The sequence below is a fragment of the Bacillus luti genome (genome assembly GCF_001884105.1).
In the GTDB taxonomy this organism is placed as follows: Bacteria; Bacillota; Bacilli; order Bacillales; family Bacillaceae_G; genus Bacillus_A; species Bacillus_A luti.
Genome location: NZ_MACI01000010.1, coordinates 60,696 through 86,563 on the forward strand (window position 1 = coordinate 60,696; position 25,868 = coordinate 86,563).

29 protein-coding genes and 1 other annotated feature are annotated in these 25,868 nt (G+C 36.9%); of the genes, 5 read left to right on the forward strand and 24 right to left on the reverse strand.

Translation table 11 applies throughout. The annotated features are described in order from the left end of the window. The first annotated feature begins 6 nt into the window (after positions 1-6). Positions 7-1,893: an LTA synthase family protein gene (locus tag BAQ48_RS02355; RefSeq protein ID WP_071709840.1), complete on the forward strand. Its 1,887-nt coding sequence runs from the start codon at positions 7-9 to the stop codon at positions 1,891-1,893. A gap of 182 nt (positions 1,894-2,075) precedes the next feature. Further along, on the forward strand, positions 2,076-2,777 hold the full coding sequence (pssA, locus tag BAQ48_RS02360; protein WP_000285417.1) for a CDP-diacylglycerol--serine O-phosphatidyltransferase: 702 nt from the start codon (positions 2,076-2,078) through the stop codon (positions 2,775-2,777). A gap of 72 nt (positions 2,778-2,849) precedes the next feature. Here pssA and BAQ48_RS02365 read toward each other — a convergent pair whose 3' ends face one another. The 21 genes from BAQ48_RS02365 to BAQ48_RS28455 all read right to left on the reverse strand — a co-directional run bounded on the left by BAQ48_RS02365 (position 2,850) and on the right by BAQ48_RS28455 (position 21,447). After that, on the reverse strand, positions 2,850-3,821 hold the full coding sequence (locus tag BAQ48_RS02365; protein WP_071709841.1) for an NAD(P)-dependent oxidoreductase: 972 nt from the start codon (positions 3,819-3,821) through the stop codon (positions 2,850-2,852). A 144-nt stretch (positions 3,822-3,965) separates the two neighbouring features. After that, a complete protein-coding gene (locus BAQ48_RS02370) occupies positions 3,966-4,142 on the reverse strand; it encodes a DUF4025 domain-containing protein (protein WP_071709842.1) in 177 nt (58 codons plus the stop codon). 67 nt (positions 4,143-4,209) lie between these two features. Next, the gene (locus BAQ48_RS02375) at positions 4,210-5,229 is read right to left on the reverse strand and encodes a histidinol phosphate phosphatase domain-containing protein (protein WP_071709843.1); all 1,020 of its coding nucleotides are present in this window, start codon (positions 5,227-5,229) and stop codon (positions 4,210-4,212) included. Between the two features lie 12 nt (positions 5,230-5,241). Further along, the gene (gene hisE, locus BAQ48_RS02380; protein ID WP_071709844.1) at positions 5,242-5,565 is read right to left on the reverse strand and encodes a phosphoribosyl-ATP diphosphatase; all 324 of its coding nucleotides are present in this window, start codon (positions 5,563-5,565) and stop codon (positions 5,242-5,244) included. Positions 5,566-5,575: 10 nt separating this feature from the next. Further along, entirely contained in the window at positions 5,576-5,881 is a 306-nt protein-coding gene (gene hisI / locus BAQ48_RS02385; protein WP_071709845.1) for a phosphoribosyl-AMP cyclohydrolase, read from the reverse strand. Continuing rightward, the gene (hisF, locus tag BAQ48_RS02390) at positions 5,878-6,636 is read right to left on the reverse strand and encodes an imidazole glycerol phosphate synthase subunit HisF (protein WP_071709846.1); all 759 of its coding nucleotides are present in this window, start codon (positions 6,634-6,636) and stop codon (positions 5,878-5,880) included. The genes hisI and hisF overlap by 4 nt, the downstream gene beginning before the upstream one ends. Further along, positions 6,630-7,349, reverse strand: a complete 720-nt coding sequence (hisA, locus tag BAQ48_RS02395) for a 1-(5-phosphoribosyl)-5-[(5-phosphoribosylamino)methylideneamino]imidazole-4-carboxamide isomerase (protein WP_071709847.1) — start codon at positions 7,347-7,349, stop codon at positions 6,630-6,632. Before hisA ends, hisF begins: the two co-directional genes overlap by 7 nt. Next, positions 7,322-7,951 (reverse strand): imidazole glycerol phosphate synthase subunit HisH, encoded by a 630-nt coding sequence (gene hisH / locus BAQ48_RS02400; RefSeq protein ID WP_071709848.1) that lies wholly within the window; start codon positions 7,949-7,951, stop codon positions 7,322-7,324. The genes hisA and hisH overlap by 28 nt, the downstream gene beginning before the upstream one ends. Further along, positions 7,952-8,536 carry an imidazoleglycerol-phosphate dehydratase HisB gene (gene hisB / locus BAQ48_RS02405; RefSeq protein ID WP_071709849.1) on the reverse strand — a complete coding sequence of 195 codons (585 nt, stop codon included), beginning with the start codon at positions 8,534-8,536 and terminating at the stop codon, positions 7,952-7,954. Continuing rightward, entirely contained in the window at positions 8,536-9,825 is a 1,290-nt protein-coding gene (hisD, locus tag BAQ48_RS02410) for a histidinol dehydrogenase (protein WP_071709850.1), read from the reverse strand. The genes hisB and hisD overlap by 1 nt, the downstream gene beginning before the upstream one ends. A 10-nt stretch (positions 9,826-9,835) precedes the next feature. Beyond that, a complete protein-coding gene (gene hisG, locus BAQ48_RS02415) occupies positions 9,836-10,471 on the reverse strand; it encodes an ATP phosphoribosyltransferase (protein WP_001244468.1) in 636 nt (211 codons plus the stop codon). Beyond that, positions 10,447-11,709: an ATP phosphoribosyltransferase regulatory subunit gene (locus BAQ48_RS02420; RefSeq protein ID WP_071709851.1), complete on the reverse strand. Its 1,263-nt coding sequence runs from the start codon at positions 11,707-11,709 to the stop codon at positions 10,447-10,449. The genes hisG and BAQ48_RS02420 overlap by 25 nt, the downstream gene beginning before the upstream one ends. A gap of 308 nt (positions 11,710-12,017) precedes the next feature. After that, positions 12,018-12,599 carry a 3-isopropylmalate dehydratase small subunit gene (gene leuD / locus BAQ48_RS02425; RefSeq protein ID WP_071709852.1) on the reverse strand — a complete coding sequence of 194 codons (582 nt, stop codon included), beginning with the start codon at positions 12,597-12,599 and terminating at the stop codon, positions 12,018-12,020. After that, positions 12,577-13,971 (reverse strand): 3-isopropylmalate dehydratase large subunit, encoded by a 1,395-nt coding sequence (gene leuC / locus BAQ48_RS02430; RefSeq protein WP_071709853.1) that lies wholly within the window; start codon positions 13,969-13,971, stop codon positions 12,577-12,579. The genes leuD and leuC overlap by 23 nt, the downstream gene beginning before the upstream one ends. After that, on the reverse strand, positions 13,971-15,035 hold the full coding sequence (leuB, locus tag BAQ48_RS02435) for a 3-isopropylmalate dehydrogenase (RefSeq protein ID WP_071709854.1): 1,065 nt from the start codon (positions 15,033-15,035) through the stop codon (positions 13,971-13,973). Before leuB ends, leuC begins: the two co-directional genes overlap by 1 nt. A 77-nt stretch (positions 15,036-15,112) precedes the next feature. Next, complete coding sequence (leuA, locus tag BAQ48_RS02440) at positions 15,113-16,633, reverse strand: 2-isopropylmalate synthase (RefSeq protein WP_071709855.1); 1,521 nt, start codon at positions 16,631-16,633, stop codon at positions 15,113-15,115. Between the two features lies 1 nt (position 16,634). Beyond that, the gene (gene ilvC / locus BAQ48_RS02445; protein ID WP_001151725.1) at positions 16,635-17,645 is read right to left on the reverse strand and encodes a ketol-acid reductoisomerase; all 1,011 of its coding nucleotides are present in this window, start codon (positions 17,643-17,645) and stop codon (positions 16,635-16,637) included. A 26-nt stretch (positions 17,646-17,671) separates the two neighbouring features. Then, the gene (gene ilvN, locus BAQ48_RS02450) at positions 17,672-18,181 is read right to left on the reverse strand and encodes an acetolactate synthase small subunit (RefSeq protein ID WP_071709856.1); all 510 of its coding nucleotides are present in this window, start codon (positions 18,179-18,181) and stop codon (positions 17,672-17,674) included. After that, positions 18,178-19,878, reverse strand: a complete 1,701-nt coding sequence (ilvB, locus tag BAQ48_RS02455) for an acetolactate synthase large subunit (RefSeq protein ID WP_071709857.1) — start codon at positions 19,876-19,878, stop codon at positions 18,178-18,180. Before ilvB ends, ilvN begins: the two co-directional genes overlap by 4 nt. A 72-nt stretch (positions 19,879-19,950) precedes the next feature. Next, positions 19,951-20,177, reverse strand: a binding site (T-box leader). 16 nt (positions 20,178-20,193) lie between these two features. Next, positions 20,194-21,090, reverse strand: coding sequence for a branched-chain-amino-acid transaminase (ilvE, locus tag BAQ48_RS02460; RefSeq protein ID WP_071709858.1), 897 nt, complete (start codon positions 21,088-21,090; stop codon positions 20,194-20,196). Between the two features lie 141 nt (positions 21,091-21,231). Then, a complete protein-coding gene (locus BAQ48_RS28455; protein WP_071709859.1) occupies positions 21,232-21,447 on the reverse strand; it encodes a hypothetical protein in 216 nt (71 codons plus the stop codon). A gap of 59 nt (positions 21,448-21,506) precedes the next feature. Between BAQ48_RS28455 and BAQ48_RS02470 the strand changes: the two genes are divergently transcribed. Continuing rightward, a complete protein-coding gene (locus BAQ48_RS02470; RefSeq protein WP_000752502.1) occupies positions 21,507-21,746 on the forward strand; it encodes a DUF3911 family protein in 240 nt (79 codons plus the stop codon). 124 nt (positions 21,747-21,870) lie between these two features. Further along, positions 21,871-22,110 (forward strand): YkuS family protein, encoded by a 240-nt coding sequence (locus BAQ48_RS02475; RefSeq protein ID WP_000101004.1) that lies wholly within the window; start codon positions 21,871-21,873, stop codon positions 22,108-22,110. A 363-nt stretch (positions 22,111-22,473) separates the two neighbouring features. Here BAQ48_RS02475 and BAQ48_RS02480 read toward each other — a convergent pair whose 3' ends face one another. Together BAQ48_RS02480 and ytfJ are read right to left on the reverse strand one after the other, a co-directional pair. After that, positions 22,474-22,563 (reverse strand): hypothetical protein, encoded by a 90-nt coding sequence (locus BAQ48_RS02480; protein WP_000608227.1) that lies wholly within the window; start codon positions 22,561-22,563, stop codon positions 22,474-22,476. Positions 22,564-22,671: 108 nt separating this feature from the next. Continuing rightward, positions 22,672-23,139, reverse strand: coding sequence for a GerW family sporulation protein (ytfJ, locus tag BAQ48_RS02485; RefSeq protein ID WP_002017922.1), 468 nt, complete (start codon positions 23,137-23,139; stop codon positions 22,672-22,674). Between the two features lie 283 nt (positions 23,140-23,422). Here ytfJ and BAQ48_RS02490 point away from each other — a divergent pair, with 283 nt between their 5' ends. Beyond that, the gene (locus BAQ48_RS02490) at positions 23,423-23,791 is read left to right on the forward strand and encodes an imidazole glycerol phosphate synthase (protein ID WP_071709860.1); all 369 of its coding nucleotides are present in this window, start codon (positions 23,423-23,425) and stop codon (positions 23,789-23,791) included. Between the two features lie 34 nt (positions 23,792-23,825). On the opposite strand, the gene BAQ48_RS02495 is transcribed toward BAQ48_RS02490, so the two are convergent. Next, positions 23,826-25,169, reverse strand: coding sequence for a TrkH family potassium uptake protein (locus tag BAQ48_RS02495; RefSeq protein ID WP_071709863.1), 1,344 nt, complete (start codon positions 25,167-25,169; stop codon positions 23,826-23,828). Between the last annotated feature and the right edge of the window lie 699 nt (positions 25,170-25,868).

Below are 25,868 nucleotides of genomic sequence, written 5' to 3' on the forward strand. Positions count from 1 at the left end.
TATATTATGCTACAACGTCTGTTTCCAAAACTGCGATTTGCACTTATTGCAGTCGTTTTATTATGGATAAAAACATATATTGTGTACAAGCTAGCATTCGATATTAAAATTGATAATTTCTTTGAAGAGTTTATGCTTTTTATTAATCCACTAGCTGCGTTACTTTTATTTTTCGGTTTTGCTTTATTTGCATCCAAACACCGAAACCGCATTATAGTTGGAATTAGTTTTATACTATCATTCATTTTATTTGGAAATGCAATGTTTTATGGGTTTTATAACGATTTCGTTACGTTCCCAGTGTTATTTCAAACAAATAATATGGCTGATTTAGGGACGAGTATAAAAGAACTCTTTACGTATAAAACATTACTTTTATTTGCAGATGCGATTATTTTAATGTTTCTTTCACGTAAATTCCCAGCATTTTGTGACAAGACGCCGCTTTCTCGCTCTGAAAAGCGTACTTTCTTTAGCGGTGTAACAGCTCTATTAGCACTACAAATAGTTGTTTCCGTTATTTATAAACCACAAATGTTCTCACGCTCATTTGACCGTCAAACTGTCGTGAAAAATTTAGGTTTATACACATATCATCTATTCGATATTACACTTCAATCAAAATCTTCAGCTGAACGTGTATTTGCAAGTGGGGACGGGTTCTCTGAAATTAAAAACTATACGGACTCAAAAGAGAAGCAAGTTGATAAGAACTTATTTGGAGCTGCAAAAGGTAAAAATGTGATTTTGATTTCAATGGAATCTACACAAAGTTTTGTTATTAATAAAAAAATAAATGGAAAAGAAATTACTCCATTTTTAAACGAATTTATTAAAGATAGTTTTTATTTCGATAACTTTTATCATCAAACAGGACAAGGTAAAACTTCTGATGCTGAATTTATCGTCGAAAATTCACTTTATCCGTTAGACCGCGGTTCTGTATTCTTTACTCACGCAACAAATGAATATACAGCTACACCAGAACAATTAAAGAAATACGGATATTCTTCTGCTGTCTTTCATTCAAACGATAAAGCGTTTTGGAATCGTGATGTAATGTATCCTGCACTTGGATATGATCGTTACTTTAATTTAAATGATTACGTAGGTACAGAACAAATGTCTGTCGGCTGGGGATTAAAAGATAAAGAGTTCTTTGAGCAATCTATTCCAAAGCTAAAATCTTTACCAGAGCCGTTCTATACAAAATTCATTACTTTAACAAACCATTTTCCGTTTCTTCTAAATCCAGAGGATCAATATGTTGATGAGTTTAATTCAGAAAGTGGCGTTTTAAACCGCTACTTCCCAACCGTTCGTTACACGGATGAAGCTCTTAAATTATTTATTAATCAATTAAAAGCAGAAGGACTGTACGACAATTCCGTTATTGTCATTTATGGTGATCATTACGGTATTTCTGAAAACCATAACGCAGCTATGGCTCAGTTCCTTGGGAAAGACGCTATTACACCGTTTGATTCTATGCAATTACAACGCGTCCCTCTCATTATTCATGTGCCTGGTCAAGAAGGAAAAGTCATTTCTAAAGTATCTGGTCAAATTGATATTAAACCAACTCTTCTTCATTTACTTGGTATTAAAACAAATAAATCCGTAGAATTTGGAACTGATTTATTCATTAAAGAGAAAGACCCTCTTATGATCATGCGGGACGGTAGCTTTGTTTCGGAAGAGTATGTTTACACAAAAAACATGTGCTACAAACGAAATACGGGGGCAGAAACCGATTTAACACTATGTCAGCCGTATATTGAAAAAGCAAAAACAGAATTAAAACTTTCCGATAAACTGATTTATGGAGATTTATTACGTTTCGATCCTAACAATCGATTTAACACTGGAACGATGACAACGAAATTTGAATAGTTCAGGAAGCAACTTTATAGAAGTTGCTTCCTTTTTTTACTTATTTTTCGAATTATTCTTCTACGAAATCTTTCACAAATTGGGAATTTTTTTCGTATGAGGAATAAATTTATGGTATGATAAAATGAGTAAACTTTCATAAACTAATTAAGAATTCATTACAGAAAGCAAGGGATCAGATTTTGTATAGAGCAGCTATTCCAAACTTATTTACGCTCGGAAATTTATATAGCGGATTCTTATCAATCGGCTATGCATCTTTAGGATATTATAAATCAGCTGCTATTTTAGTACTTATCGGGATGATGTTAGATAGTCTTGATGGTCGTGTTGCTCGTTTATTACGTGTGGATTCACAAATGGGGAAAGAGCTTGACTCGCTTGCGGATGTAGTAACATTTGGTGCAGCACCTGCTGTTTTAATGTATTACACATCATTCTCCAACTATGGAATCATCGGACTATACATAGCGGGACTATTCCCTCTTTTCGGAGCATATCGCTTAGCACGATTTAATGTAACACCATCTTCTACTTCAATGAAATATTTCACTGGAGTTCCGATTACAGCAGCGGGAGGGCTTGTCGCTTTCTTAACCTTATTTTCACATACCATTCCAAAAATCGTTCTAATTACAGTATTTGTAACGTTCGCATTTTTAATGGTAAGCCGCATTCGTATCCCAAGTTTAAAAGATGTACCAATTCCACGATATAGCATCATTATTACACTATTTTTAGTTGGAATCATTATCACAATGTATCAAACAGGGTTTGGTAATTTTTCTGTTTTCCTATTCATTGCCATCCCACTATACATTTTGTACATGTTATCTCAATTCATTAGACAAAGACCGTCAAAAAAAGCAAATAAAGAAAAATAAAAAGAAACCTTCCACATCCGGAAGGTTTCTTTTTATTTTTCTAGGCGATATGCCTCTGATTAGCATTTCACTTTATTTTGTAACGAATACTTTTTGATTTACAGGTGTCACTGCTTCTTCCCCGTTCAACACAGCCAAAATATTTCTTACAGCCATTTCAGCCATCGCGTCACGCGTTTCAAATGTTGCATTTCCTACATGAGGAGCAAGCACAACATTCTTTAATCCTTTTAGTTCTTCTGTAATTTTCGGTTCAAACTCAAACACATCAAGAGCTGCCCCTTCAATTTCATTCGTTTTTAATGCATGAGCAAGTGCCGCTTCATGCATAATTGGTCCACGTGAAGCATTTACAATATACGCTGTTTTCTTCATCATTTTAAACTGTTCTTCATCAATCATATGATGCAATTTCGGATTATACGCACAGTTAATTGTAATAAAGTCTGCTGTTTGTAATAATTCTTCCAACGTTACATACGTTGCTCCTAGTTCATTCTCAGCTTCAAGCTTACGATTAGGCCCTGTATATAAAATATTCATTCCAAACGCTTTCGCACGCTTTGCAACTGCCTTCCCGATTTCTCCAAGACCAATAATTCCAATTGTTTTACCATGTACTTCTCGGCCTAAGAAAAATAAAGGTGCCCATCCGTTAAATCCAGTCGTACGACATAACGTATCCCCTTCAGGAATTCTACGTGCAGCTGCTAAAAGAAGTGCAAATGTTAATTCTGCTGTCGCTTCCGTTGATACTTTCGGTGTATTCGATACTACAATTCCTTTTTCGCCCGCATACGTATAATCAATATTGTCATAACCAGCACCATAGTTTGCAACAATCTTTAAATGAGGTGCTGCATCAATAACTTCTTTCGGTACCTTTGTAGAAAGTAAACTTAACAATGCATCTTTATCTTGTACACGCTCTGTTAATTCATCTAAAGAAATTAACTCCTCTTTATCATACATTTCTACATCGTGATCCTTTAATAGTTCTAATCCGATTTCTGGAATTTTCCCTGCTACTAATATTTTTGCCACTACTAACACCTCTTCTATAGAAAATAAGATATCTCTTATCTTTCATTGTAAGAAATCCGTATATAAAAACCAAGGAATTTGATTATAGTTTTGAAAATCGACACTTTTCCATGAAAAAAGAGGAGATGCAAGTCTCCCCTCTTTTTACGCTTTTTCTTGTGATTCTTTTCCAAGCTTCACATCAATTGTTCCTTCTGCAACTGTATCGCTAATTTGCTCCTCAATAACCGATTGAGATGTAGCATTCGTTTCAGAAGTATAAGCTTGTTGCTGTGTGCCTTGTACATTTTGTTGATTTTGTTGATTTTGTTGTTTCGGCATTTCTTACCCTCCTTTTTATTCTTTCTTATTTTGAACAAAAAGGGATGTTTTCATCAAAAAATCGTGATCATTTTGAAATTGTTACTTCTTCTTCAATTAATTTCATTGCTCTGACTCGTTTCGTAAATGTTGCGATATGAGAGATGCCATGTGTTCGTAATGTTTGCACATTTTCTTTTACATATTTCCCTAAATCATTCGGATAATGTGCATCCGAAGAAATCGTAATAGGAACTCCATATTTAGCTAACACTTGTAGATAGAGCGGACTTGGACACATTTCACGGACAGGATAGCGATAGTACAATCCTGCATTTATTTCTGTTGCAGTATTTGTGTCTACTAACGCACGAGCAATTTCCTTATAATAAGAAAGCTGCTCATTCTCATCCAACCTGTAATTAAATACTTTTATATTATCTAGATGAGCTATAATATCAAATAGCTCAGAACGAACCGCACGCTCGACAGTTTTGAAAAACGTATCATATAATGCATGTAAATCATGTTCCTCAAAATACTCCTTCGTATCTGGATTATCGAAACCCCAGCCGTTTAGAAAATGAACAGAACCAATTACATAATCAAAGTCTCCTAGCGCTAATAAGTTTTTCAGCTCTTCTTCACAACCAATAAAATAATCCGCCTCAATTCCAAGTTTAAGTGTGACGCCTTTTTTACTCCAACGTTCTTTCGCTTCTTCAATCGCCTTTGTAAAATCATATAGTGAAACGACTCTTACTTGGTCTAACCATTCCTTTTGTAAACGACCAAGCTTTGAATCACTAATATCTACATATTTTTCATAATATCCTTTCGCCTCATGAAAACGATATAAATGATCAACAATCCCAACTTCTTTTATACCTTTTCGCAACGCTTCTTCTAAATATAAATCAATCCATTTTGCTGTAAATGGTCCTTCCTTCACACGTCCTTGCAAACGCTCTTGTGTTTTCATAAGCCAATTGATAGAATGTTTTTTTTCTTGAAGCGGTTCATAATATTCCATTGCTTCATTTATTTTAGCAAGCCACCCTATTGAATATGGCCCTTCTTCTAAGTGAAGATGATAGTCCACTTTCATATGTATTCCCCCTTATAATGTATCTATTTCTTTTCGATCCCCTACTCTCGAAAGCTTTCCATTTCGTTCTTTCACTTCTTGCATGATATCTTCCAATGTAATGTTTTTTTCAGCTAATAGCACGAAGCAGTGATAAAACACATCAACCATTTCTTTTACGAGTTCATCTTTATCATTATTTTTAGATGCGACGATTACTTCCGCACACTCCTCACCAATTTTCTTTAAAATTTTATCTTCTCCTTTTGAAAATAAATAATTTGTATATGATTCAGGCAATGGATTTTCCTTTCGTTCTTCAATTGTTTCAAATAATAACTTAAAGACATTTTCCATATGTATCCCCCTATATAATTTTATAGTGAAAACATGTTTTCTCTCCCGTGTGGCAAGCAGGTCCTACTTGCTTTACGACAACAACAATTGAATCTTGATCACAATCTAAATAAACCGATTGTACATATTGGACATTTCCTGATGTTTCTCCTTTATTCCATAACGATTGTCTCGAGCGAGAATAAAACCACGTTTTTTTCGTTTTCAGCGTTTTTTCATATGCTTCTTCATTCATATAAGCTAACATTAAAACTTCTTTTGTACCTTCTTCAATTACAACTGCTGGTAGTAATCCTTTTGAAAAGTTAGGTTTCATAGCCGCACCTCAACGTTAGCTTCTCTTAACTTTCTCTTTACACTCTGTACAGTTTCCTCACCATAGTGAAAGATGGATGCCGCTAATGCTGCATCGACTGTTGTCTTTTGAAAGACTTCTATAATGTGATCAGCATGACCACATCCGCCTGACGCAATGACTGGAACGGAAACACTTTTTGAAATTTCTTCTGTTAACTGAAGATCATATCCATTTTTCGTTCCATCTGCATCCATACTCGTTAACAAAATTTCACCTGCACCTAGCTCAGCAACGCGCTTCGCCCATTCTATCGCATCTATTCCTGTATCAACTCTGCCTCCGTTCACGTATACATTCCACCTATCTTCCGCTACTTTTCTAGCATCAATTGCTGTGACAATACATTGTGAGCCAAAATATTCTGCTCCTTCCTGAATTAGCCTTGGATTCCGTATAGCTGCTGAATTAATCGAAATTTTATCCGCACCAGATCTTAGTAAATTATATATATCTTGAACATTAGAAATCCCTCCGCCTACTGTAAGAGGAATAAATACTTTTGAGGCCGTTTTTTCTACAACATCCAGAATCGTTTTTCTTCCTTCGTGCGTCGCAGTAATATCCAAAAATACAATTTCGTCTGCTCCCGCATCATTATATAAAGCGGCTATTTCGACCGGATCACCAACGTCTCGTAATCCTATAAAATTCACACCCTTTACGACTCTACCTTCTTTCACATCTAGACATGGAATAATTCGTTTCGCTAACATAGCTTTGTTACCTGTAACACTTCTTCTAAATCAATCGTTTTCTCATAAAATGCCTTTCCAATTATGACACCGTATATATTCATAGCATTTAATTTTTTTACATCTTGAATGGTTGCCACTCCTCCAGAAGCGATAAGACGAATATCCACACTATTTTGTAATGACTTTAATTGTTCAAAATTCGGTCCTGCAAGCGTCCCGTCTTTCGAAATATCCGTAAACACAATTGTTTTGACACCTAATTTTTCCATCTGTTTCGCTAAATCAATGTAAGAAATTTCAGACACATCAAGCCAACCCCTCGTTGCCACAAAACCATTTTTCGCATCAATTCCAACGATAATTTTCTCTTCATATAAACGAACTGCTTCTTCTAAAAATGACTTATCATAAAGGGCAGCTGTTCCTAAAATCACTTTATCTACACCAACTAATAATAACTTCTCCACTGCTGCAAGTGATCGAATCCCGCCTCCAACTTGCACGGGAATACGTATCGCTCTGCATATTTTTTCAATTACGGAAAAATTTAATGACTCCCCAGCAATTGCACCATCTAAATCAACAATGTGTAACCTTCTCGCTCCCAGTTTTTCAAATATAATTGCTTGTGCAACCGGATCTTCATTCATGACAGTTTCTTTACTAAACTCTCCTTGATAAAGCCTAACGCATCGCCCTTCTTTTAAATCGATTGCTGGGAAAATTTCCATTCTTCTACCACTCCTTTAAAATTCTTTAAAATACGTATTCCAATCTCTCCACTTTTTTCAGGATGAAACTGCGCACCAAATACATTTCCTTTCGCTACAAAACCAGGTACTCGCACTCCATATTCACTTGCCCCACACACAATTTCATCTGGACAATCTGCATAATAAGAATGAACATAGTATACGAAGGCACTGTCTTCTATCCCATTCCAAAGCGAAAACTCCCTTTCTTTCATTAATTCATTCCACCCCATATGTGGGATTTTATAAGGAACTTTTAACTTTCGAATAACACCAGGCAATAAGTGTAATCCGCTACATTCTTTTAATTCCTCACTTTTTTCAAATAAAAGCTGCATTCCTAAACATATACCAAGGAGCGGTTTCCCTATATCCCCAATTTCTTTAAGTACACACACTAAATCTTTTTCTTCTAGTACGTCCATCGCTTTCGGAAATGCACCTACTCCCGGTAAAATAACTCCATCACTTCTCAATATTTCTTCCTTATCACTCGTTACGACATACTCTGCTCCAACGTATTGTAATGCTTGTTCTACACTGCGAATATTCCCCATGCCATAATCTATAATGGAAATCAATTACAACATCCCCTTTGTTGAATTTACACCAGTAATATTGACATTTTTATCGACTGCCTCTCTAAGCGCTCGACCAAATGCTTTAAATAAAGCTTCAATTTTGTGATGTGTATTACTTCCGTATAGAATGCGAGCATGTAATGTAATATTGGCAGCATGAGCAACTGCTCTAAAAAATTCTTCCGTTAATTCTGTATCGAAATCGCCTAATTTGGGATTTGTTAATTCTCCCTGAAACACAATATAAGAGCGACCACTTATATCAATTGCAACAAAGCCTAAAGACTCATCCATCGGTACATATGCCGATCCATACCTGTTAATGCTCTCTTTATTTTGCAATGCTTCTTTCAAACAATTTCCGAGTACAATTCCTACATCTTCAACTGTATGATGAGCGTCAACAAATACATCTCCTTCTGCTTCAACTTGTAAACCAAATCTTCCATGTCTTGCAAACAAAGTTAGCATATGATCAAAGAAACCTACTCCCGTTTGCACAGACACATTCGTACTTTCATCGAGCTGCAAACTTAGTTTAATTTTTGTTTCTGTCGTCTCACGTACTTGACTGGACTCACGCATTATTCTTCCTCCTCAAATCTAATTTGGATTGCTCTCGCATGCGCATGTAAACCTTCTTTATTTGCTAGTTCAACAATATGATGTTGTACACTCTTTAACGCTTCTTCTGTATAAGAAACGAAGCTTGACTTTTTCACAAAATCATCGACTGATAACGGAGAGAAGAATCTTGCCGTTCCACTTGTCGGTAATACGTGATTCGGTCCTGCCAAATAATCACCGAGCGGCTCAGGTGTATATGGTCCAAGGAAAATAGATCCTGCATGCTTCACATAAGCTAGAGCATTCATCGGTTCTTTTATATGTAGCTCTAAATGTTCCGGAGCGATTTCATTTGATAATTGGAACGCCTTTTCTAATGAAGGAACAACACAAATTGCTCCATTTCTTTTTATAGATTCACGAGCAATCTCACTTCTTGGTAATGTCCCTAACTGTCTTTCAATCTCTCTTTCTACTCCTTTTGCTAGCTCTATATTCGTTGTAATACAAATAGCTGTTGCTCTTTCGTCATGCTCTGCCTGTGACAATAAATCCGCAGCAATATAATTGGCATTCCCTGTTTCATCAGCGATAACTACAATTTCTGATGGTCCAGCAATCATATCGATATTTACTATTCCGTATACTTCTCGCTTCGCTAGAGCAACGTACAAATTTCCCGGTCCAACTATTTTATCCACTTTCGGAATCGATTCCGTCCCATACGCTAAAGCAGCAATTGCTTGCGCACCACCGGCCATATAAATTTCATCTACTCCCGCAAGGTTTGCGGCTGCTAATATATGAGGATCAATTCCTCCTTCTCTCGGCGGTGTTACCATTATAATTTTTTTCACACCTGCGATTTTGGCTGGTAATACATTCATTAATACGGATGAAGGATAAGAAGCCGTCCCCCCCGGCACATATACACCTACATTTTCTAAAGGCTGAATGAGTTGCCCTCTAATTACCCCATCACTCACGCAGTCAAGCATCGATTGCCTCTTTTGCTTTTCGTGATAGGAGACAATGTTTCTCTTCGCTTCTTGTAACGCTTCTAGAAAAGTATGTTCCACTAACATACTCGCTTTTTTTATTTCTTCCTCACTTACACGAAAATTTGTAACCTCCACACGATCAAACTTTTTTGTGTACAAAGATAAAGCCTCATCTTTACTCTCTCTTACGTTTTGAACAATTTCTCTTACACTTCTTTGAATAGTTTCTTCTATTATATTAGCTCTTTCTCTTAGCACTTTTATTTTCGTTAATGCCTCTTTGAAATCTTCATAAATGATTTCCATTTTAATCCTCCTATTTACCAGACAAAATTTCTTGCTCCATCATATTTATAATACTGAATATTTCGTCTTTTTTAGTTTTTAAAGCTGCCTTATTTACAATTACTCGAGCTGATATAGAATACATTTCCTCAAATACAATGAGTCCATTCTCTTGTAATGTTTTTCCCGTTTCAACAATATCAACAATTGCATCTGCTAATCCTAAAAGAGGAGCAATTTCTACAGAACCTTCTATTTTTATAATTTCTACATCTTCCCCCTTTTCGTGAAAATAATTGGAAGTGATGTGTGGATATTTCGTAGCAATTCGTTTCTTCCGGTAACTCTTCGGATTATACGTAGGAATAGAAGCGACACAAAACTTACACATCCCCACCCCTAGATCTACCATTTCATATACATCTTTCTCGTTTTCCATTAGAATATCTTTTCCAACAACACCGATGTCAGCCACGCCATGTTCTACATAAGTAGCAACATCTACCGCTTTCACTAAAATAAATGAAACATTTGTGTTCTTACTTTGAAAGACAAGCTTTCTCCCTTTATCTTTAAGCTCTGAACAATCAATTCCAATTTGCTCAAACAATGGAATCACATGCTTTTCTAGTCTTCCTTTCGTTAACGCAATTTGAATGTTACGCATGAAGTCTCCCCTTCTTTCTGAACGACCCATTTCTCTTTCCAAACATATTCCACTAATGATTCATTCTTTGCCTCAACGACCGTTATGATTTTATTTTTTCTTGCAAATTGAAAGGTGTCGTTTAAATTAGAGAATAGAGATAACCTAGCATTCTTTCCATCCTTTCGAAGTAAGCTTCGTAACCTTTCTGCTTCCGCTACTCTATTTAATTCATAATGAATCATCATATCTATTGACTCTCGTTCATACGATACTTGCTGCTCTTGCAATGCCTTAACGATTTGATTTACTTGCACCGCGAGTCCAACCGCTGACACCATCTCACCAAAATTACCAATTAACTCATCGTATCTTCCGCCACTAACAATCTCTTCTCCAATTTCATATATATAACCTTTGAAAATAACACCCGTATAATAATCCAAATGTTGAATCATCCCTAAATCAATAGATATGTAAGATCCATATCCCAGTTTTTCAATTGCTTCATATATTTCCTTCACTCTTGCAATGGCCATTTTCATTTCATTACTTGAGGCAAGTTTTTCCGCTTCCTCAATAACCTCTAAATTTCCAAATAGCCTTGGCAATTTCTCAAGTAAGCTTACTGTTTCATCACAGCGGTCTAATTTCTTTTCTTCGATAAAATTTGAGAGGGCAGCATAATTTTTACTTTCTATATAAGTTCTAAGTACTTTCTCTTCTTCATCATGGATGGAGAGTTTTTTTACAATACATTTATATAACTGTACTTGCCCAATCTCAATTGTAAAAGATTTCACCTTCAACTTTTGAAGTGCTTGAATGACACTTATTACACATTCAATTTCAGCTCTTACATTATCGATCCCGATAATTTCAATACCACTTTGCACGATTTCATTATACTTTCCAGAATGGGACTCATTCGCTCGAAATACATTCCCGCTATACGTCACTTTCAGTGGCGTATCCCATCTCTGCGTTCCAATCACTCTCGCTAAAGGAATCGTCATATCAGGACGCAGTACAATAATCCGTCCCTTTTCATCAAAAAATTTATACATCTTCTCTTCATCTATCGGCCGATTTTGAAAAGCAAACACATCATAAAACTCAATTGTAGGTGTCCTTATTTCCTCATAGCCTCTCTCTAAAAATGTACGTCTTAAATTTTGTTCCACTTCCTCGATTAACGTACACTCTTCAAATAAATAATCTCTCGTTCCATTCGGATTCGCCCTTTTCCACTTTGTCATCTAAATTCTCACACCTTTCCCTTTCTAATGTATGCCCATTTCATTCACCTAAACCGAAAATAAAAAGAGCCTTGTAGACAAAATACCTACAAGGCTCTTTAGTAGAGTGTAGGTACAACGGGAATAACCCTTGTACCTACACGTTTTCACGTTAGGTTCAAGGGTTTCATGTATGATGATGTAGTTGTGTAAGCATTGTAATAGATCGCACGATATTCATAATACTTACTCCCTTTCTCCTCTGATTTTCACATAGTATATAACAGTTAATTCTGAATGTAAATACATTTTTAATATTCTGTTATCAATTAATATAAAACTACTTTTCTTTCATACTCTTTTATTTCTTGTTCATATTGCATTGTAATGCTAATTTCGTCTAAGCCATTTACTAATTTTTCTTTCCACATTTTTTCGATTGTGAAATGGAACCTGTGCGTATTCGTTGTAATTACTTCATTTTCTAAATCAACTTCAATTTGTTCTCGCGCATCCGTTTTAGCAAGTTGTTCACGCGTCTCTTTATCCATCACAATCGGTAACATACCATTCTTCATACAATTCATATAAAAAATATCTGCAAAACCACCCGCGATAATAACACGAAAACCATAATCAGCAAGTGCCCACGGAGCATGTTCTCTCGAAGAACCGCACCCGAAATTATCCCCAGTAATTAATATACTAGCTCCTTTTCTTTCTTGTGCATTTAGAGGAAAGTTAGGATTTTCATGACGATCATTATCATATCGCCACTCATCAAATAAAAACTTTCCAAACCCCGTTCTTTCAATTCTCTTTAAATATTGCTTCGGAATAATTTGATCTGTATCAATGTTATCATTCATCAATACTGCGGCAGTACCTTTATGAATACGAAATGGCTCCATCATAACTCTCCTTTCTAATATCAACAAAATGACCATATAACGCAGCCGCTGCCGCCATTGCCGGGCTAACTAAATGCGTTCGCGCCCCTTTTCCTTGTCTTCCTTCAAAATTACGATTTGAAGTAGATGCACAATGTTCTCCTTCAGGTACTTGATCTGGATTCATTCCGAGACACATTGAACATCCGGGCTCTCTCCATTCAAATCCCGCTTCTTCAAATATGCGATGTAATCCTTTATGCATCGCTGCTTCTCTTACCCTTTGAGATCCAGGTACAACGAGTGCCCGCACACCTTCTTTTACCTTTTTACCTTTCACGACAGATGCGGCAATTTCTAAATCAGAAAGCCTGGAATTTGTACAAGATCCAATGAAAACATGTTGAACTGGAATGTCATACGTACTTTGCCCAGGACTCAATCCCATATAAGAAAATGCTCTTTCCTCATTTGCATCATGCTTTTCTGGCAATTTTTCATCAATGCGAACACCCATACTTGGATTTGTTCCCCACGTAACATATGGTGCTAAATCCGTAACATCTATCGAAATATGTAAATCATAAATGGCATCTGCATCTGTATAAAGTTCCGACCATTTCTTCTGAATAGACTCATAGTCTTTCGGTGCATATTGACGCCCTTTTACGTAAGAAAATGTTTTTGCATCTGGTGCAATAATGCCAGCCTTTGCTCCCCCTTCAATTGCCATATTGCAAAGCGTCATCCTCTCTTCCATATCCATAGCATGAATTGTCTCTCCGTAAAACTCCATTACGTAACCTGTTCCAACTGCTACGCCGTACTTTGAAAGGAGGTGCAAAATAATATCTTTAGCATAAACACCTTGCGGTAACTTTCCTTTTAGCTCAATGCCCATCGCTTTCGGCTTTTGTTGCCACAGCGTTTGCGTTGCTAATACATGCTCCACTTCACTCGTACCAATACCAAATGCTAGCGCACCGAAAGCACCATGCGTTGCTGTATGACTATCACCACAGACAATCGTTTTCCCTGGTTGTGTAAGTCCAAGTTCTGGCCCGATAACATGAACGATCCCTTGCTCTTCATCACCAATATCCGCTAATGGCACCTGAAATTGTTTACAATTTTCCCGAAGTGTATCTAGTTGCTGCTTCGCAATGCGATCGGTAATATTCCAAACATCTTTCGTTGGAATATTATGATCCATCGTTGCGAATGTTAAATCCGGTCTGCGGACTGTCCGATTTGCCAGCCGCAAGCCTTCAAAGGCTTGCGGTGACGTTACTTCATGAACGAGATGAAGATCAATATATAATAAATCCAACCCATTTTCGTTTGTCGCAACTACGTGTCGTTCCCAAAGCTTATCTAGCAACCTTTTCCCCATTATCTTCCTCTCCCTACTAGCGCTTGCTCTTCCATCTCTTGCATAACTGCCTTCGTAAATGAAGTTGTTGTCTCATCTCCTCCGATATCCGCTGTACATTTTCCTAATTTAAGCACTGCAGAAATTGCAGATTCAATTGCACATCCTTCTCTCGTTAATCCGAATGACTGCCCAAGCATCATTGCAACAGAACGCATCATTGCAATTGGATTCGCCTTATTTCTCCCAGCAATATCCGGTGCCGATCCGTGAATAGGCTCGTATAATGAAGGACCATTTTCAGCATGACTTGCTGATGGAAGCATCCCTAATGATCCAGCTAATACAGAAGCCTCATCACTTAAAATATCACCAAATAAATTTTCTGTTACGATAACATCGAAGCGTCCTGGATTCCGAATTAATTCCATAGCTGCCGCATCTACTAAAATGTGCTCTAATTCCACATTTGGATAGCGAAGTGCTACTTCCTCTGTTACGGTTCTCCATAGTTTACTAGACTCTAAAACATTTGCCTTATCAATTGATGTTACTTTTTTCTTCCTCTTACTCGCTAATTGAAAAGCATACGAAACGATACGTTCAATTTCATGGCGATGATACGTAAGTGTATCTGTCGCTACTTCTTCCGTTCGTTCTTTTGGATAAGAAAAATAGATTCCCCCTGTTAATTCCCGAACAACAACGAAATCAATTTCTTCAGCGTTTTTCAATGGGGATAAATGTGCAGTTTCACTTTCTACTGTTACAGGGCGAACATTCGCAAATACACCGAGTCCTTTTCTTAATGCTAATAATCCTTTCTCTGGCCTTTCTTTCGCACTATCCCAACGAGGTCCACCGACTGCTCCAAGTAAAACCGCATCGCTCGCTAAACAAGCGGCAAGTGTTCGCTGTGGTAATGGTTGCCCCGTTAAATCGATAGCAACACCACCAAAATGCTCATCTTGCAAATGAAAATGATGTCCATATAGCCTCTCTACCATATGCAATACTTCCTTCGCACTTTCCATAACTTCTGGTCCAACACCATCACCAGCTAAACAAACGATACGCTTTTCCAATTCCAACACTCCTTTTAACTGAATTTTCAGAACTTTAATGTGATAGATGAGGAAAGTTTCCCTCACCTATCACACACTTACTTTACAAGTGATATATAAGATTTTAATTTCCCTGCTGCATGGACATAAGCTCTCGCCGACGCTTCCAATACGTCTTGCGCAACACCAAAACCTGATACTTGATGAGTTCCTTCTTTTAATTCAACATGAACATGAGCCAGTGCATCTTGACCTTGTGTAATAGATTGTATGCGATAATCCGCCAATTCACATTCTAATCCTAAAATTCTTTGGATTGCATTATAAATTGCCTCAATGCTTCCAGAACCAGTTGCTGCATCTTCGTATACATTTCCTTCCTCATCTTTCAGGACGACTGTCGCACATTGTGTGCTATTTGATACGAAATGTACTTGCAATTGTTTAATATTATATTGCTGTGCCGCAAATGCTGCTTCACCAAGCATAAGCGCACGTAAATCTTCTTCCGTAATTTCCTTTTTGCGATCTGCTAATTTTTTAAATGCTTCAAATACCGTATCACGCTCTTCACTTGTAAACTCATAACCAAGCTCTTTCATTTTTTCCGTAAACGCATGACGCCCAGAATGTTTACCAAGTACAAATAGGTTTTGAGATTCTCCTATAAGTGACGGTTCAATAATTTCATATGTCGTTACTTCCTTTAAAACACCATCTTGATGAATACCTGATTCGTGAGCAAAAGCATTTGCTCCAACGATTGCTTTATTTTTCGGTACAACCATACCTGTTAAACGACTTACTAACGTACTCGTCGATTTAATTTCTTTTAACGTCATAGAAGACTCCGCTTTATAGAAATCTTTTCTAATATGAAGAGCAACTGCGACCTCTTCTAGCGCCGCATTCCCTGCTCTTTCTCCAATTCCGTTAATTGTTCCTTCTACTTGCAATGCTCCGCCTTCAACCGCAGCTAACGAATTTGCTACTGCCATCCCAAGATCATCATGACAATGACAAGAAAATATTGCTTTTTCATAGGATGGAACAGATTCTTGTAAATATTTAAAAAGAGAATAATATTCTTCTGGATTCGTATATCCCACTGTATCTGGAATATTGATTACATTCGCTCCTGCTCCAATTGCAACTTCTACTGCTTCAGCTAAAAATGCTCTTGAAGTTCTTGTCGCATCTTCTGCTGAAAATTGTACGGTTGGAAATAACGATTTCCCAAGCGTAACCGAGCGATAAATGCTATCTAACACATCTTCTTTCGACATACAAAGTTTATACTTCATATGAATATCACTCGTAGCTAAAAATACGTGTAGACGAGGAGATACAGCACCTTTCACAGCTTCATAGGCTCTTCGAATATCACTTTCTTTCGCTCTAGCTAAACTCATAACTGTAGCATTTTGAATTGTATTTGCAATACGTTTTACTGATTGAAAATCTCCTTCGGAAGCTGCTGCAAAGCCAGCTTCCATGACATTAATACCAAGTTTCTCCAGTTGCTTTGCAATTTGTAATTTCTCTTGTTCATTTAAATTAACTCCTGGTGATTGTTCGCCATCACGAAGCGTCGTATCCATGAACAAAACCTGCTTCATATTATTTAATCCCTACCTTTACTCGCGGCTGTACGAAAGGCATCATTTCACGTAATTTACGTCCAACTACTTCGATTTCATGTTCATTTTCTTTTTCATTTGTCGCATTGAATTGAGGTCTTCCTGCTTTATGCTCCGCAATCCAGCCCCTTGCAAATGTACCATCTTGAATTTCTGCTAGTACTTCCCCCATCGCTTTCTTCGTATCTTCAGTCACAACACGTGGTCCTGATACGAAGTCTCCCCACTGCGCTGTATCTGAAACTGAATATCTCATATTTTCAAGTCCACCTTCATACATAAGATCAACAATGAGTTTCAGTTCATGTAAACATTCAAAATATGCAAGTTCAGGTTGATAGCCCGCATCAACTAACGTTTCAAACCCTGCTTTTACAAGCGCAGTCACGCCTCCGCAAAGTACTGCTTGCTCTCCAAATAAGTCTGTTTCTGTTTCTTCTTTAAACGTCGTTTCCAGTACACCAGCTCTCGTCGCTCCAATTCCATCAGCATAAGAAAGTGCCTTTTCAGTCGCAACTCCTGTTGCATCTTGATATACTGCAAATAATGCTGGAACAGCGCCGCCCTCACTAAACGTACGGCGCACTAGATGTCCTGGACCTTTCGGCGCTACTAGAAATACATCTACATTCGCTGGTGGCTTCACTTGATCAAAGTGAACATTAAACCCATGTGCGAACACAAGAGAATTTCCTGCCTGTAAATTTGGTGCAATTTCTGCCTCATATACTTCTGGCTGCAGTTCATCTGGTAGTAAAATCATTACTACATCTGCCTGTTTTGCCGCTTCCCCTACTGCATATACAGAAAATCCATCTTCTTTCGCTTTATCCCAGGACTTACCTTTCCTTAATCCCACTACTACATCAAATCCGTTATCGCGTAAGTTTTGTGCATGAGCATGACCTTGTGAACCATATCCGATAATCGCTACTTTCTTTTCCTTTAATACATTTACCGTTACATCTTTTTCATAATAAACTTTTGCCATTTTCTTTTCCCCCTATATTTAAATGATTATTGAATGAACATAACTTGCTTATCTTGCTTTTTCATACTACGTGTAAAGGCTGTTACACCCGTTCTAGCGATTTCCTTCAAACCGTATGGTCGAAGCAATTCAATTAACGCTTCTACTTTATCTTGTGTACCTGTTACTTGCACAACTATGGAATCCTTCCCAACATCTATTACAGTGGCTCGAAACGGTTCAATCAAACTATATAATTCCGCCCTCGCTACAGAAGTTGCTACTTTAATAAGAGCAAGCTCTCTAGCAATCATCGCTTCTTCTGTAATATCTGATACTTTCAGAACATCAATTTGCTTATGCAGCTGTTTAATTAACTGCTCGACTTGCTGTTCACTTTCAACATGCACAACGATCGTCATCCGCGAAATGTCCGACGATTCCGTATGACCTACTGAAATGCTTTCAATATTAAAATGTCTTCGCGTTATAACACCTGTAATTCGGTTTAACACACCACTTTGATTACGAACTGTCGCTATAACAATTCTCTTCACCTTTTTTCCACTCCCTCCATTTGGTGAACACCTTTCCCTGGTGCAACCATCGGCATAACCTTCTCAGATTGAAGTACACGGCAATCAATTATGACTGGTTCTTGTAATTCAATCGCTTGCTGTAATTGCTTCTTTGCAAGAAGTGGATCATCAATACGGACACCTTTTATGCCATACGCATTCGCAAGAGCGACGAAATCTGGTTGACATGGCAATAAAGAATGTGAATACCTTTGATTATAAAATTCATCTTGCCATTGCCTTACCATTCCTAAAGCTTCATTATTTAAAATAAACACTTTAACTGGCAAAGAATGTTCTTTTAATACACTTAATTCTTGCAATGTCATTTGAAATCCAGCGTCACCGACAATTGCAATGACTAGTTCATCAGGCTTTGCAATTTGTGCACCAATTGCTGCTGGAAACCCAAATCCCATCGTTCCTAACCCTCCTGAAGTTACCCATTTATCTGGATCTTTCAGCTGATAATATTGCGCTGCCCACATTTGATGTTGCCCAACGTCTGTTGTTACAATCGCTTCTCCTTTCGTAATTTCATATAACATATCAATCGCATATTGAGGTTTAATACTTTCAGAATTCCGTTTATAAGATAATGGATACTTTTCTTTTCTACTCTTTAATAAAGAAAGCCATTCATGATGATTTTCTTTCTCTCTTTCTGACTGAAGTAATACTTCCAGTGCCCGCTTAGCACTTGCAACAATAGGGATTTCAGTCGGCACATTTTTTCCTATTTCTGCTGGATCAATATCGATATGTGCGACAGTCGCCTCTTTAGCAAAATAAGCTAAATTTCCAGTAAGACGATCATCAAATCTTGCACCTATATTAATTAATAAGTCACATTCATATAAAGCCATATTCGCTGTGTAAGAACCATGCATTCCTCCCATTCCTAAAAATAGTTCATCATCTGGTGGAAAACCACCAAGACCAAGTAATGTATGAATAACAGGAATTTCATATTTACGGGCAAAACTTGTTAATTCTTTTGAAGCTTTCGCATGCAATACACCTGCTCCAGCTAAAATTAACGGCTTTTTTGCAACCTTAATTGCTTGTAATAATTTGTTTACTTGAAGTAAGTTCGGTTCATAATTAGGATTGTAACCTGGTAAATCCATTTGTACGTCATTACATCGTTCCCCTTGCTCTACTACCATATCTTTCGGAAGGTCAATAACGACTGGGCCTGGTCGTCCTGTTCTAGCAATATGAAATGCTTCTTTAATAATTCGAGGTAAGTCAGATGCTTTTCGTACTTGGTAATTATGTTTTGTCACCGGCATTGTAAGCCCCATAATATCTGCTTCTTGGAAAGCATCACTTCCAATTAACGTTGTTGCTACTTGACCTGTAAATACTACAAGTGGCAAGGAATCAATCATTGCGTCAGCTAAACCGGTAATAACATTTGTAGCGCCTGGCCCACTCGTCGCAATTACAACTCCTGGATTTCCAGTAATTCTGGCATATCCTTCAGCAGCGTGAATCGCACCTTGCTCATGCCTCGTTAAAATATGCGGAATTTCACAGTCATAAATTGCATCATATAAAGGTAGAACAGCACCTCCTGGATAACCGAAAATCACTTCTACTCCTTCCTTTTCAAGCGCTTCTAACAATAGCTGTGCACCAGTTGCTAGTTTCTCTTCCGTTTTTGAAGACATTTTTCTTATAAGCCCCCTTTTTCACACTTTTATACAATAAAAAAATCCTACGTCCACACTCCAGCTATGTGCTGAAGGGACGAAAGATTTCGCGGTACCACCCTTCTTTGCAAGAATACTCTTGCCTCAGTGACTCGGGATGAGTCTAGCTAATAACGGAGCTACCGTCTAAGCCTAGACAAACGCTTCAGCTTAGCACTCAAGGGCGATGTTCGTCGACGTGAACCATCGGTTTTCAGCAACCACCGACTCTCTGTGAGGCTTCACAATCAACTACTCCTCCCTATCAACGCTTTTTTATGTTATAAAGAGTTATTATCCAACTTTATTTTCTTCGTAAATCTTCTCTCCATCTGCTACAACTAGCTTTCGGAATTCTTCTAATAGACGATTCGTATGTGGACCCGTTTGCCCTAAACCAATCGTTCTACCATCTACTGTTGTAACAGCAATTACTTCAGCAGCCGTTCCTGTTAAAAAGACTTCATCAGCTACATATACATCGTGCCTTGTAAATAACTCTTCTCTAACGTCATATCCAAGTTTTTCACCGATTTCTAAAATAGCGTTTCGAGTAATCCCTTCTAACGCTCCAGCAGAACTTGGTGGTGTAATTAATTTATTTCCTTTTACAATAAATACGTTATCTCCTGATCCTTCAGCTACGTACCCTTGATCATTTAACATAAGTGCTTCTTGCACTCCAGCTAATTTCGCTTCGATGCGAACTAAAATATTATTTAAGTAATTTAAAGATTTGACTTGAGGTGATAAAACATCTGGACGATTTCGGCGTGTTGCAACTGTTACGACCGGAATCCCTTTTTCGTAATATTCTTGCGGAAATAAAGATAACTGTTCTGCGATTACTACTACATTCGGTTTCTTACAGGAATCAGGATCTAATCCAAGATTCCCAGGTCCTCTTGATACAACGAGGCGGATATATCCATTAGATAGTTTGTTTTGTCGAATCGTTTCAACAACGATTTTCGTTGTTTCTTCTAACGTATACGGGATTTCTAACATGATGGATTTCGCTGATTCATATAACCGGACAAGATGTTCTCTCAAACGGAAAACATTACCGCTATATACCCTAATTCCTTCGAACACTCCATCGCCGTATAAATAGCCATGATCATATACTGAAACTTTTGCTTCGTCTTTTGGAACAAATTCTCCATTTAAGAAAATCCATTGCTCGTTCACTGGAAAGCGCCCCCTATGTTCTATGAATTTTTTATTGTTTCCTAGTTTACTCTCCTTTCCAAATAAATCAAGTAAATTTTTAGAAAATTTTTAATTTTTAATCGTACGTACATCTTTGTTTATATTGATTTAACAACATTGTTAACGTTTACAAAAAGTCAAAAAATTTTTTTCGCCAATTTTCACTAAAAAAAATATTTGTTTAAAAGAAGGATTTTCATCAATTGATACGAATCTATTGTATTCAATAAACGGACGTCCGTTTTTATAAATTCGGGAATATACAACGACTTTTGCTGAAAAAGGGGGAAAATAATAAAAATAACGCTGTCTAAAAATAACATTCATATTTTTCATTTCGGAATCATAATCCTATTTTTAAAAAACAATTTGTCAAAATGAAGGAGGAAATCAATATGGCGTGTGTACAAATTAAAGGAACGAGACAAGAGGTAGTAGAAATGCTTCAACTATTTGATCTAATGGATACGAAAGGTTTTTGTAAATTCGATAACTATGTAGAGGTAGAACCAAATCATAAAGAACATAATAATTTTATTGCTTCAATCGACATCCATTCAAATACTTCTTCCGCCCAAGATACTTTAAACGATCAATTCGTAAGCCAAATGCTTACTGGTGTATATAACGACTAAATAAAGCGATACTTTAATCAGACTCCCCGTAAATAACAGATAAATATATGCTTCCTACCGTCTTTCATAAATATATGCGATATACTTGCGCATACTAGCAACTAGATGGTAGGAGGTGAGAATTATGGCTAGAATCGGTGTTGAAAACTCGTTAACAGATGTTCAGCAAGCTCTTAAGCAACAAGGACATGAAGTTGTTACCCTTAACTCCGAACATGATGCACAAGGGTGCGATTGTTGTGTTGTTACTGGGCAAGATTCCAATATGACGGGGATTGCAGATGCATCAATTAAAGGATCAGTAATTACAGCTCACGGTTTAACAACGGATGAAATTTGTCAGCAAGTTGAGAGCCGCACTTAAATTTATTATAAAAATAGAAAGAGGACTCCTTTTAAAAAGGAGTCCTCTTTTTTATATTCACCTAACGGGAAAGTAACATATACTGGATGAAAGCCCTACCTCTCTCTCATCATTACGGTTCCACTGACCGCTCCTTGATTCACTAGTATACCTATAAAGCCTACAATTATAATTTTTAGGGTTTGTTCACAAAAGTTGTTGGTAAAACTACCCGATCTTTTGCAAACTTTTCGTATTATATTTATAAGATTTATTTACTTTACACTAGCTGTAACCGAGACACGAATTAAAATTTTAACACCAATAAAACAAATTGTCAACATGTTTTACAAATTTAAAACAGACATTAACGGTTTGTCTGTTTTAGAATGGAGCTTTTTCTTTTATTACATATACAACAAAACCGCTTACTAGCATAAATAAGCCAACTACCAAATTTTTGATATTAATCATAAATTCCTCTCCCTTATTTCACACATCATATATATTTACATTTCAATTATTCCGATCGTCCTAAAGCGCACTTTTTCTAATATATCACAATTCCTAAAAAATGCAAGTTCACTTTTGGCGCCCATTTACAAATTTATCTACGGTGCTCGGTACAGTATTTAAAGCTTTTTCAATTAAATGTGTACTACTATTGAGATGCAATACTTGCACACCGTTAGAACCAACTACTAAAAAAGCAACTGGACTAATAGAAACCCCAGCCCCACTTCCGCCTCCAAATGGATGACTTTGCTTGTTCTCTTTCTGCTGCCCTTGTCCGTTATTATGTTTTTCGGAAGTAAAATCTCCTTTAAAGTCACTTCCACCAGCACCAAAACCAAAAGCAACTTGAGATACTGTTAATACTACATTTCCGTCAGCTGTGGAAACCGGACTACCAACAATCGTATTTACATCTACCATCTCTTTTAAATTTGTCATTGCTGTTTTCATTAAATTTTCAATTGGATGTTCCATTATGTACTGCACCCTTTCCTCATTATTCTTTTTTATACTTTCCAAAATAGAGGAAGTCATACTAAGTTTTCCTATTTCCAAAAAACAATTTCCACCTTTTAAATGGATATTACTCCCTGCACATGCTCGGATAAAGTGAAACTTTAATCAGTGGGGGTTTTCTTCATCCCCCGCTGATTATTAGCCTTCACCAATCGGACTTTTATGAGCAGCCCGACCCCCACCTAACTTCTTTGCTTTCGCTGAATTTTGAGGTGGGGATCTTATTGCCCATTAAAGCGGGATAAAAAAGAAAAAGAGATACATACTACTATTGAACCTTGTTATGAAAGGAGTCATGACTTTGACTGAGAAATTTGATGATTATAAAAAAAGAGATAGAATAGATAGCGACTATAGTGACTATAAAGAAGAATATGCTGCTGAAGTTGCACCACAGCGTATTGATTACGATGAGAAGGATCATAAAGATGATGTAAGGTCGTCAGCCGCTGGATCAACTGCTGGCTTTATCGCTCTTGCCTTATCTATATTATCACTCTTCACCTTTCCAACACTATTTGGTCTTGTTTCTGTATTACTAGGAATTTACGCTTATAATCGTGGTGCTACTGTAACTGGTGGTATCGCTGCGATTGTCGGTGGTATTGCAGCACTTATCGCGATTTTATTCCGCGTAGCGCTTATCGGTTTATTGTTCTCCCTTTTTTAAAAAGAAAAAGGTATCTCGCTTTATGCGAGATACCTTATCCTGTAAATACATCTTCTGATGGATATTTAATTTTTTGTTTTGCTGGTCGCGCTAAAGAAAACACAAGTGTTAACGGTCCGATTAATCCACAAAACATAACAAACATAATGATACATTTTCCGAACGCCGACAGCTTCGCAGTAATCCCCATCGTTAATCCTACTGTTCCAAACGCTGAAATCGTCTCAAATAATAACTGAATAAAACTGAATTCTTCTGTAAGCATTAATACAAATACCGCTGTAAAGATGAGTATTTGGCTGGCAACAGCAATTGCTAACGCTCTCGTTACTGTCGACATTTTAATGGTACGCTGAAATAAAACGATTTCCTCCTTCTTTCTAAAGAAAGAAAGGACAGATGTAACTAAAATAACAAACGTTGTTAATTTAATCCCCCCACCTGTTGATACACTTCCTGCACCAATAAACATTAAAACCATCGTAAATAATATAGATGATTCTTCCATCCCCCCGTAGTCAACTGTATTAAATCCAGCAGTACGAGGAGTAATACCTTGGAAGAAAGAAGCCCATAACTTTTCATTTAAAGGTAAATTCCCTAACGTCTTCACATTATTATATTCCAATACAAAAATCACAATCATCGCTATCACATTTAGCGCTACTGTTCCAACAATCATGATTTTGGAATGAAGCGATAATTTTCGAAAACTACGGCTATACCATATATCAATTAATACGGTAAATCCGAGACCACCTATTACGATTAAAGAGCAAATCCCAATATTAATAATAGGATCGCCTACATACCTTGTTAAATTATCCGGCCATAGAGCAAATCCAGCATTATTATAAGATGCGATCACGTGAAAAATACTATAGTATACACCTTTTCCAAAGCCAAACTCTGGAATAAAACGAAACGATAAAAAGATGACTCCAATAAGCTCAATACAAATTGAAAATATAAAGACACGCTTTACTAATTTTACAAGACCACCTATATTCGTTTGATTAAATGCTTCCCCAATTAATAACCGGTGGCGCAAACCAATTTTTTTACCTAATACCCAAACAATTAAAATGGCAATCGTCATAAGACCTAGCCCACCTGTTTGAATTAAAAGCATAATAACAATTTCGCCAAACATCGTAAACGTACTTGCAGTATCTACTACTCCTAAACCAGTTACAGTTGCTGCTGACGTTGCCGTAAAGAAAGCATCTACCCAACTAATATGTACTTTCGTTGCGAATGGTAACTTTAATAACAAACCGCCAACCACAATTAAGCAGAAAAAACCTAATGCTAATATTTGCGGTGGGTTTAATCGTATAAAACGATTATACAGCCTTTGTTTTTTTGTTACTTCCATATTCACTAACTCCCTTTCCCCCCTCATAACTAAAGGCTTATAAAAAACCTTACATGGCGGGATAAACCTTATATTCTTATAATATAGTTGAGCATAGTCCTTTTTTTCATAGTTTTCAACTTTTATTTATACGCGAACTTCACTTCATTTTATGACAAAACACTTTCTATTATATTTATTCTTACTCTACAACTCTCGCAACAATCATTTTATATGTATCATTTCTCAAATCCTCATACCTTTCACTCTATGTTCACACGAGGGTCACATCTATCTTTTATAGTACATGTATCGAAGTTGTTCCTCCCTAATTTTTAAGACATTCCCCAGTGTCTTGAACAACTTCCATCCCTAATTAAATTGACATAAATTGTCCCCTTCCTTGACCATCTTATATGTGATGGTCTTATTTTTTTATTTACTCTATCCTCTATTTCAAACTCCCTCTCTCTTTCACTCTATGTTCACACGAGGGTCACATCTATCTTTTATAGTATATGTATCGAAGTTGTTCCTCCCTAATTTTTAAGACATTCCCCAGTGTCTTGAACAACTTCCATCCCTAATTAAATTGACATAAATTGTCCCCTTCCTGACCATCTCATATGTGATGGTCTTATTTTTTTGTTTACTCTATCCTCTATTTCAAACTCCCTCTCTCTTTCACTCTATGTTCACACGAGGGTCACATCTATCTTT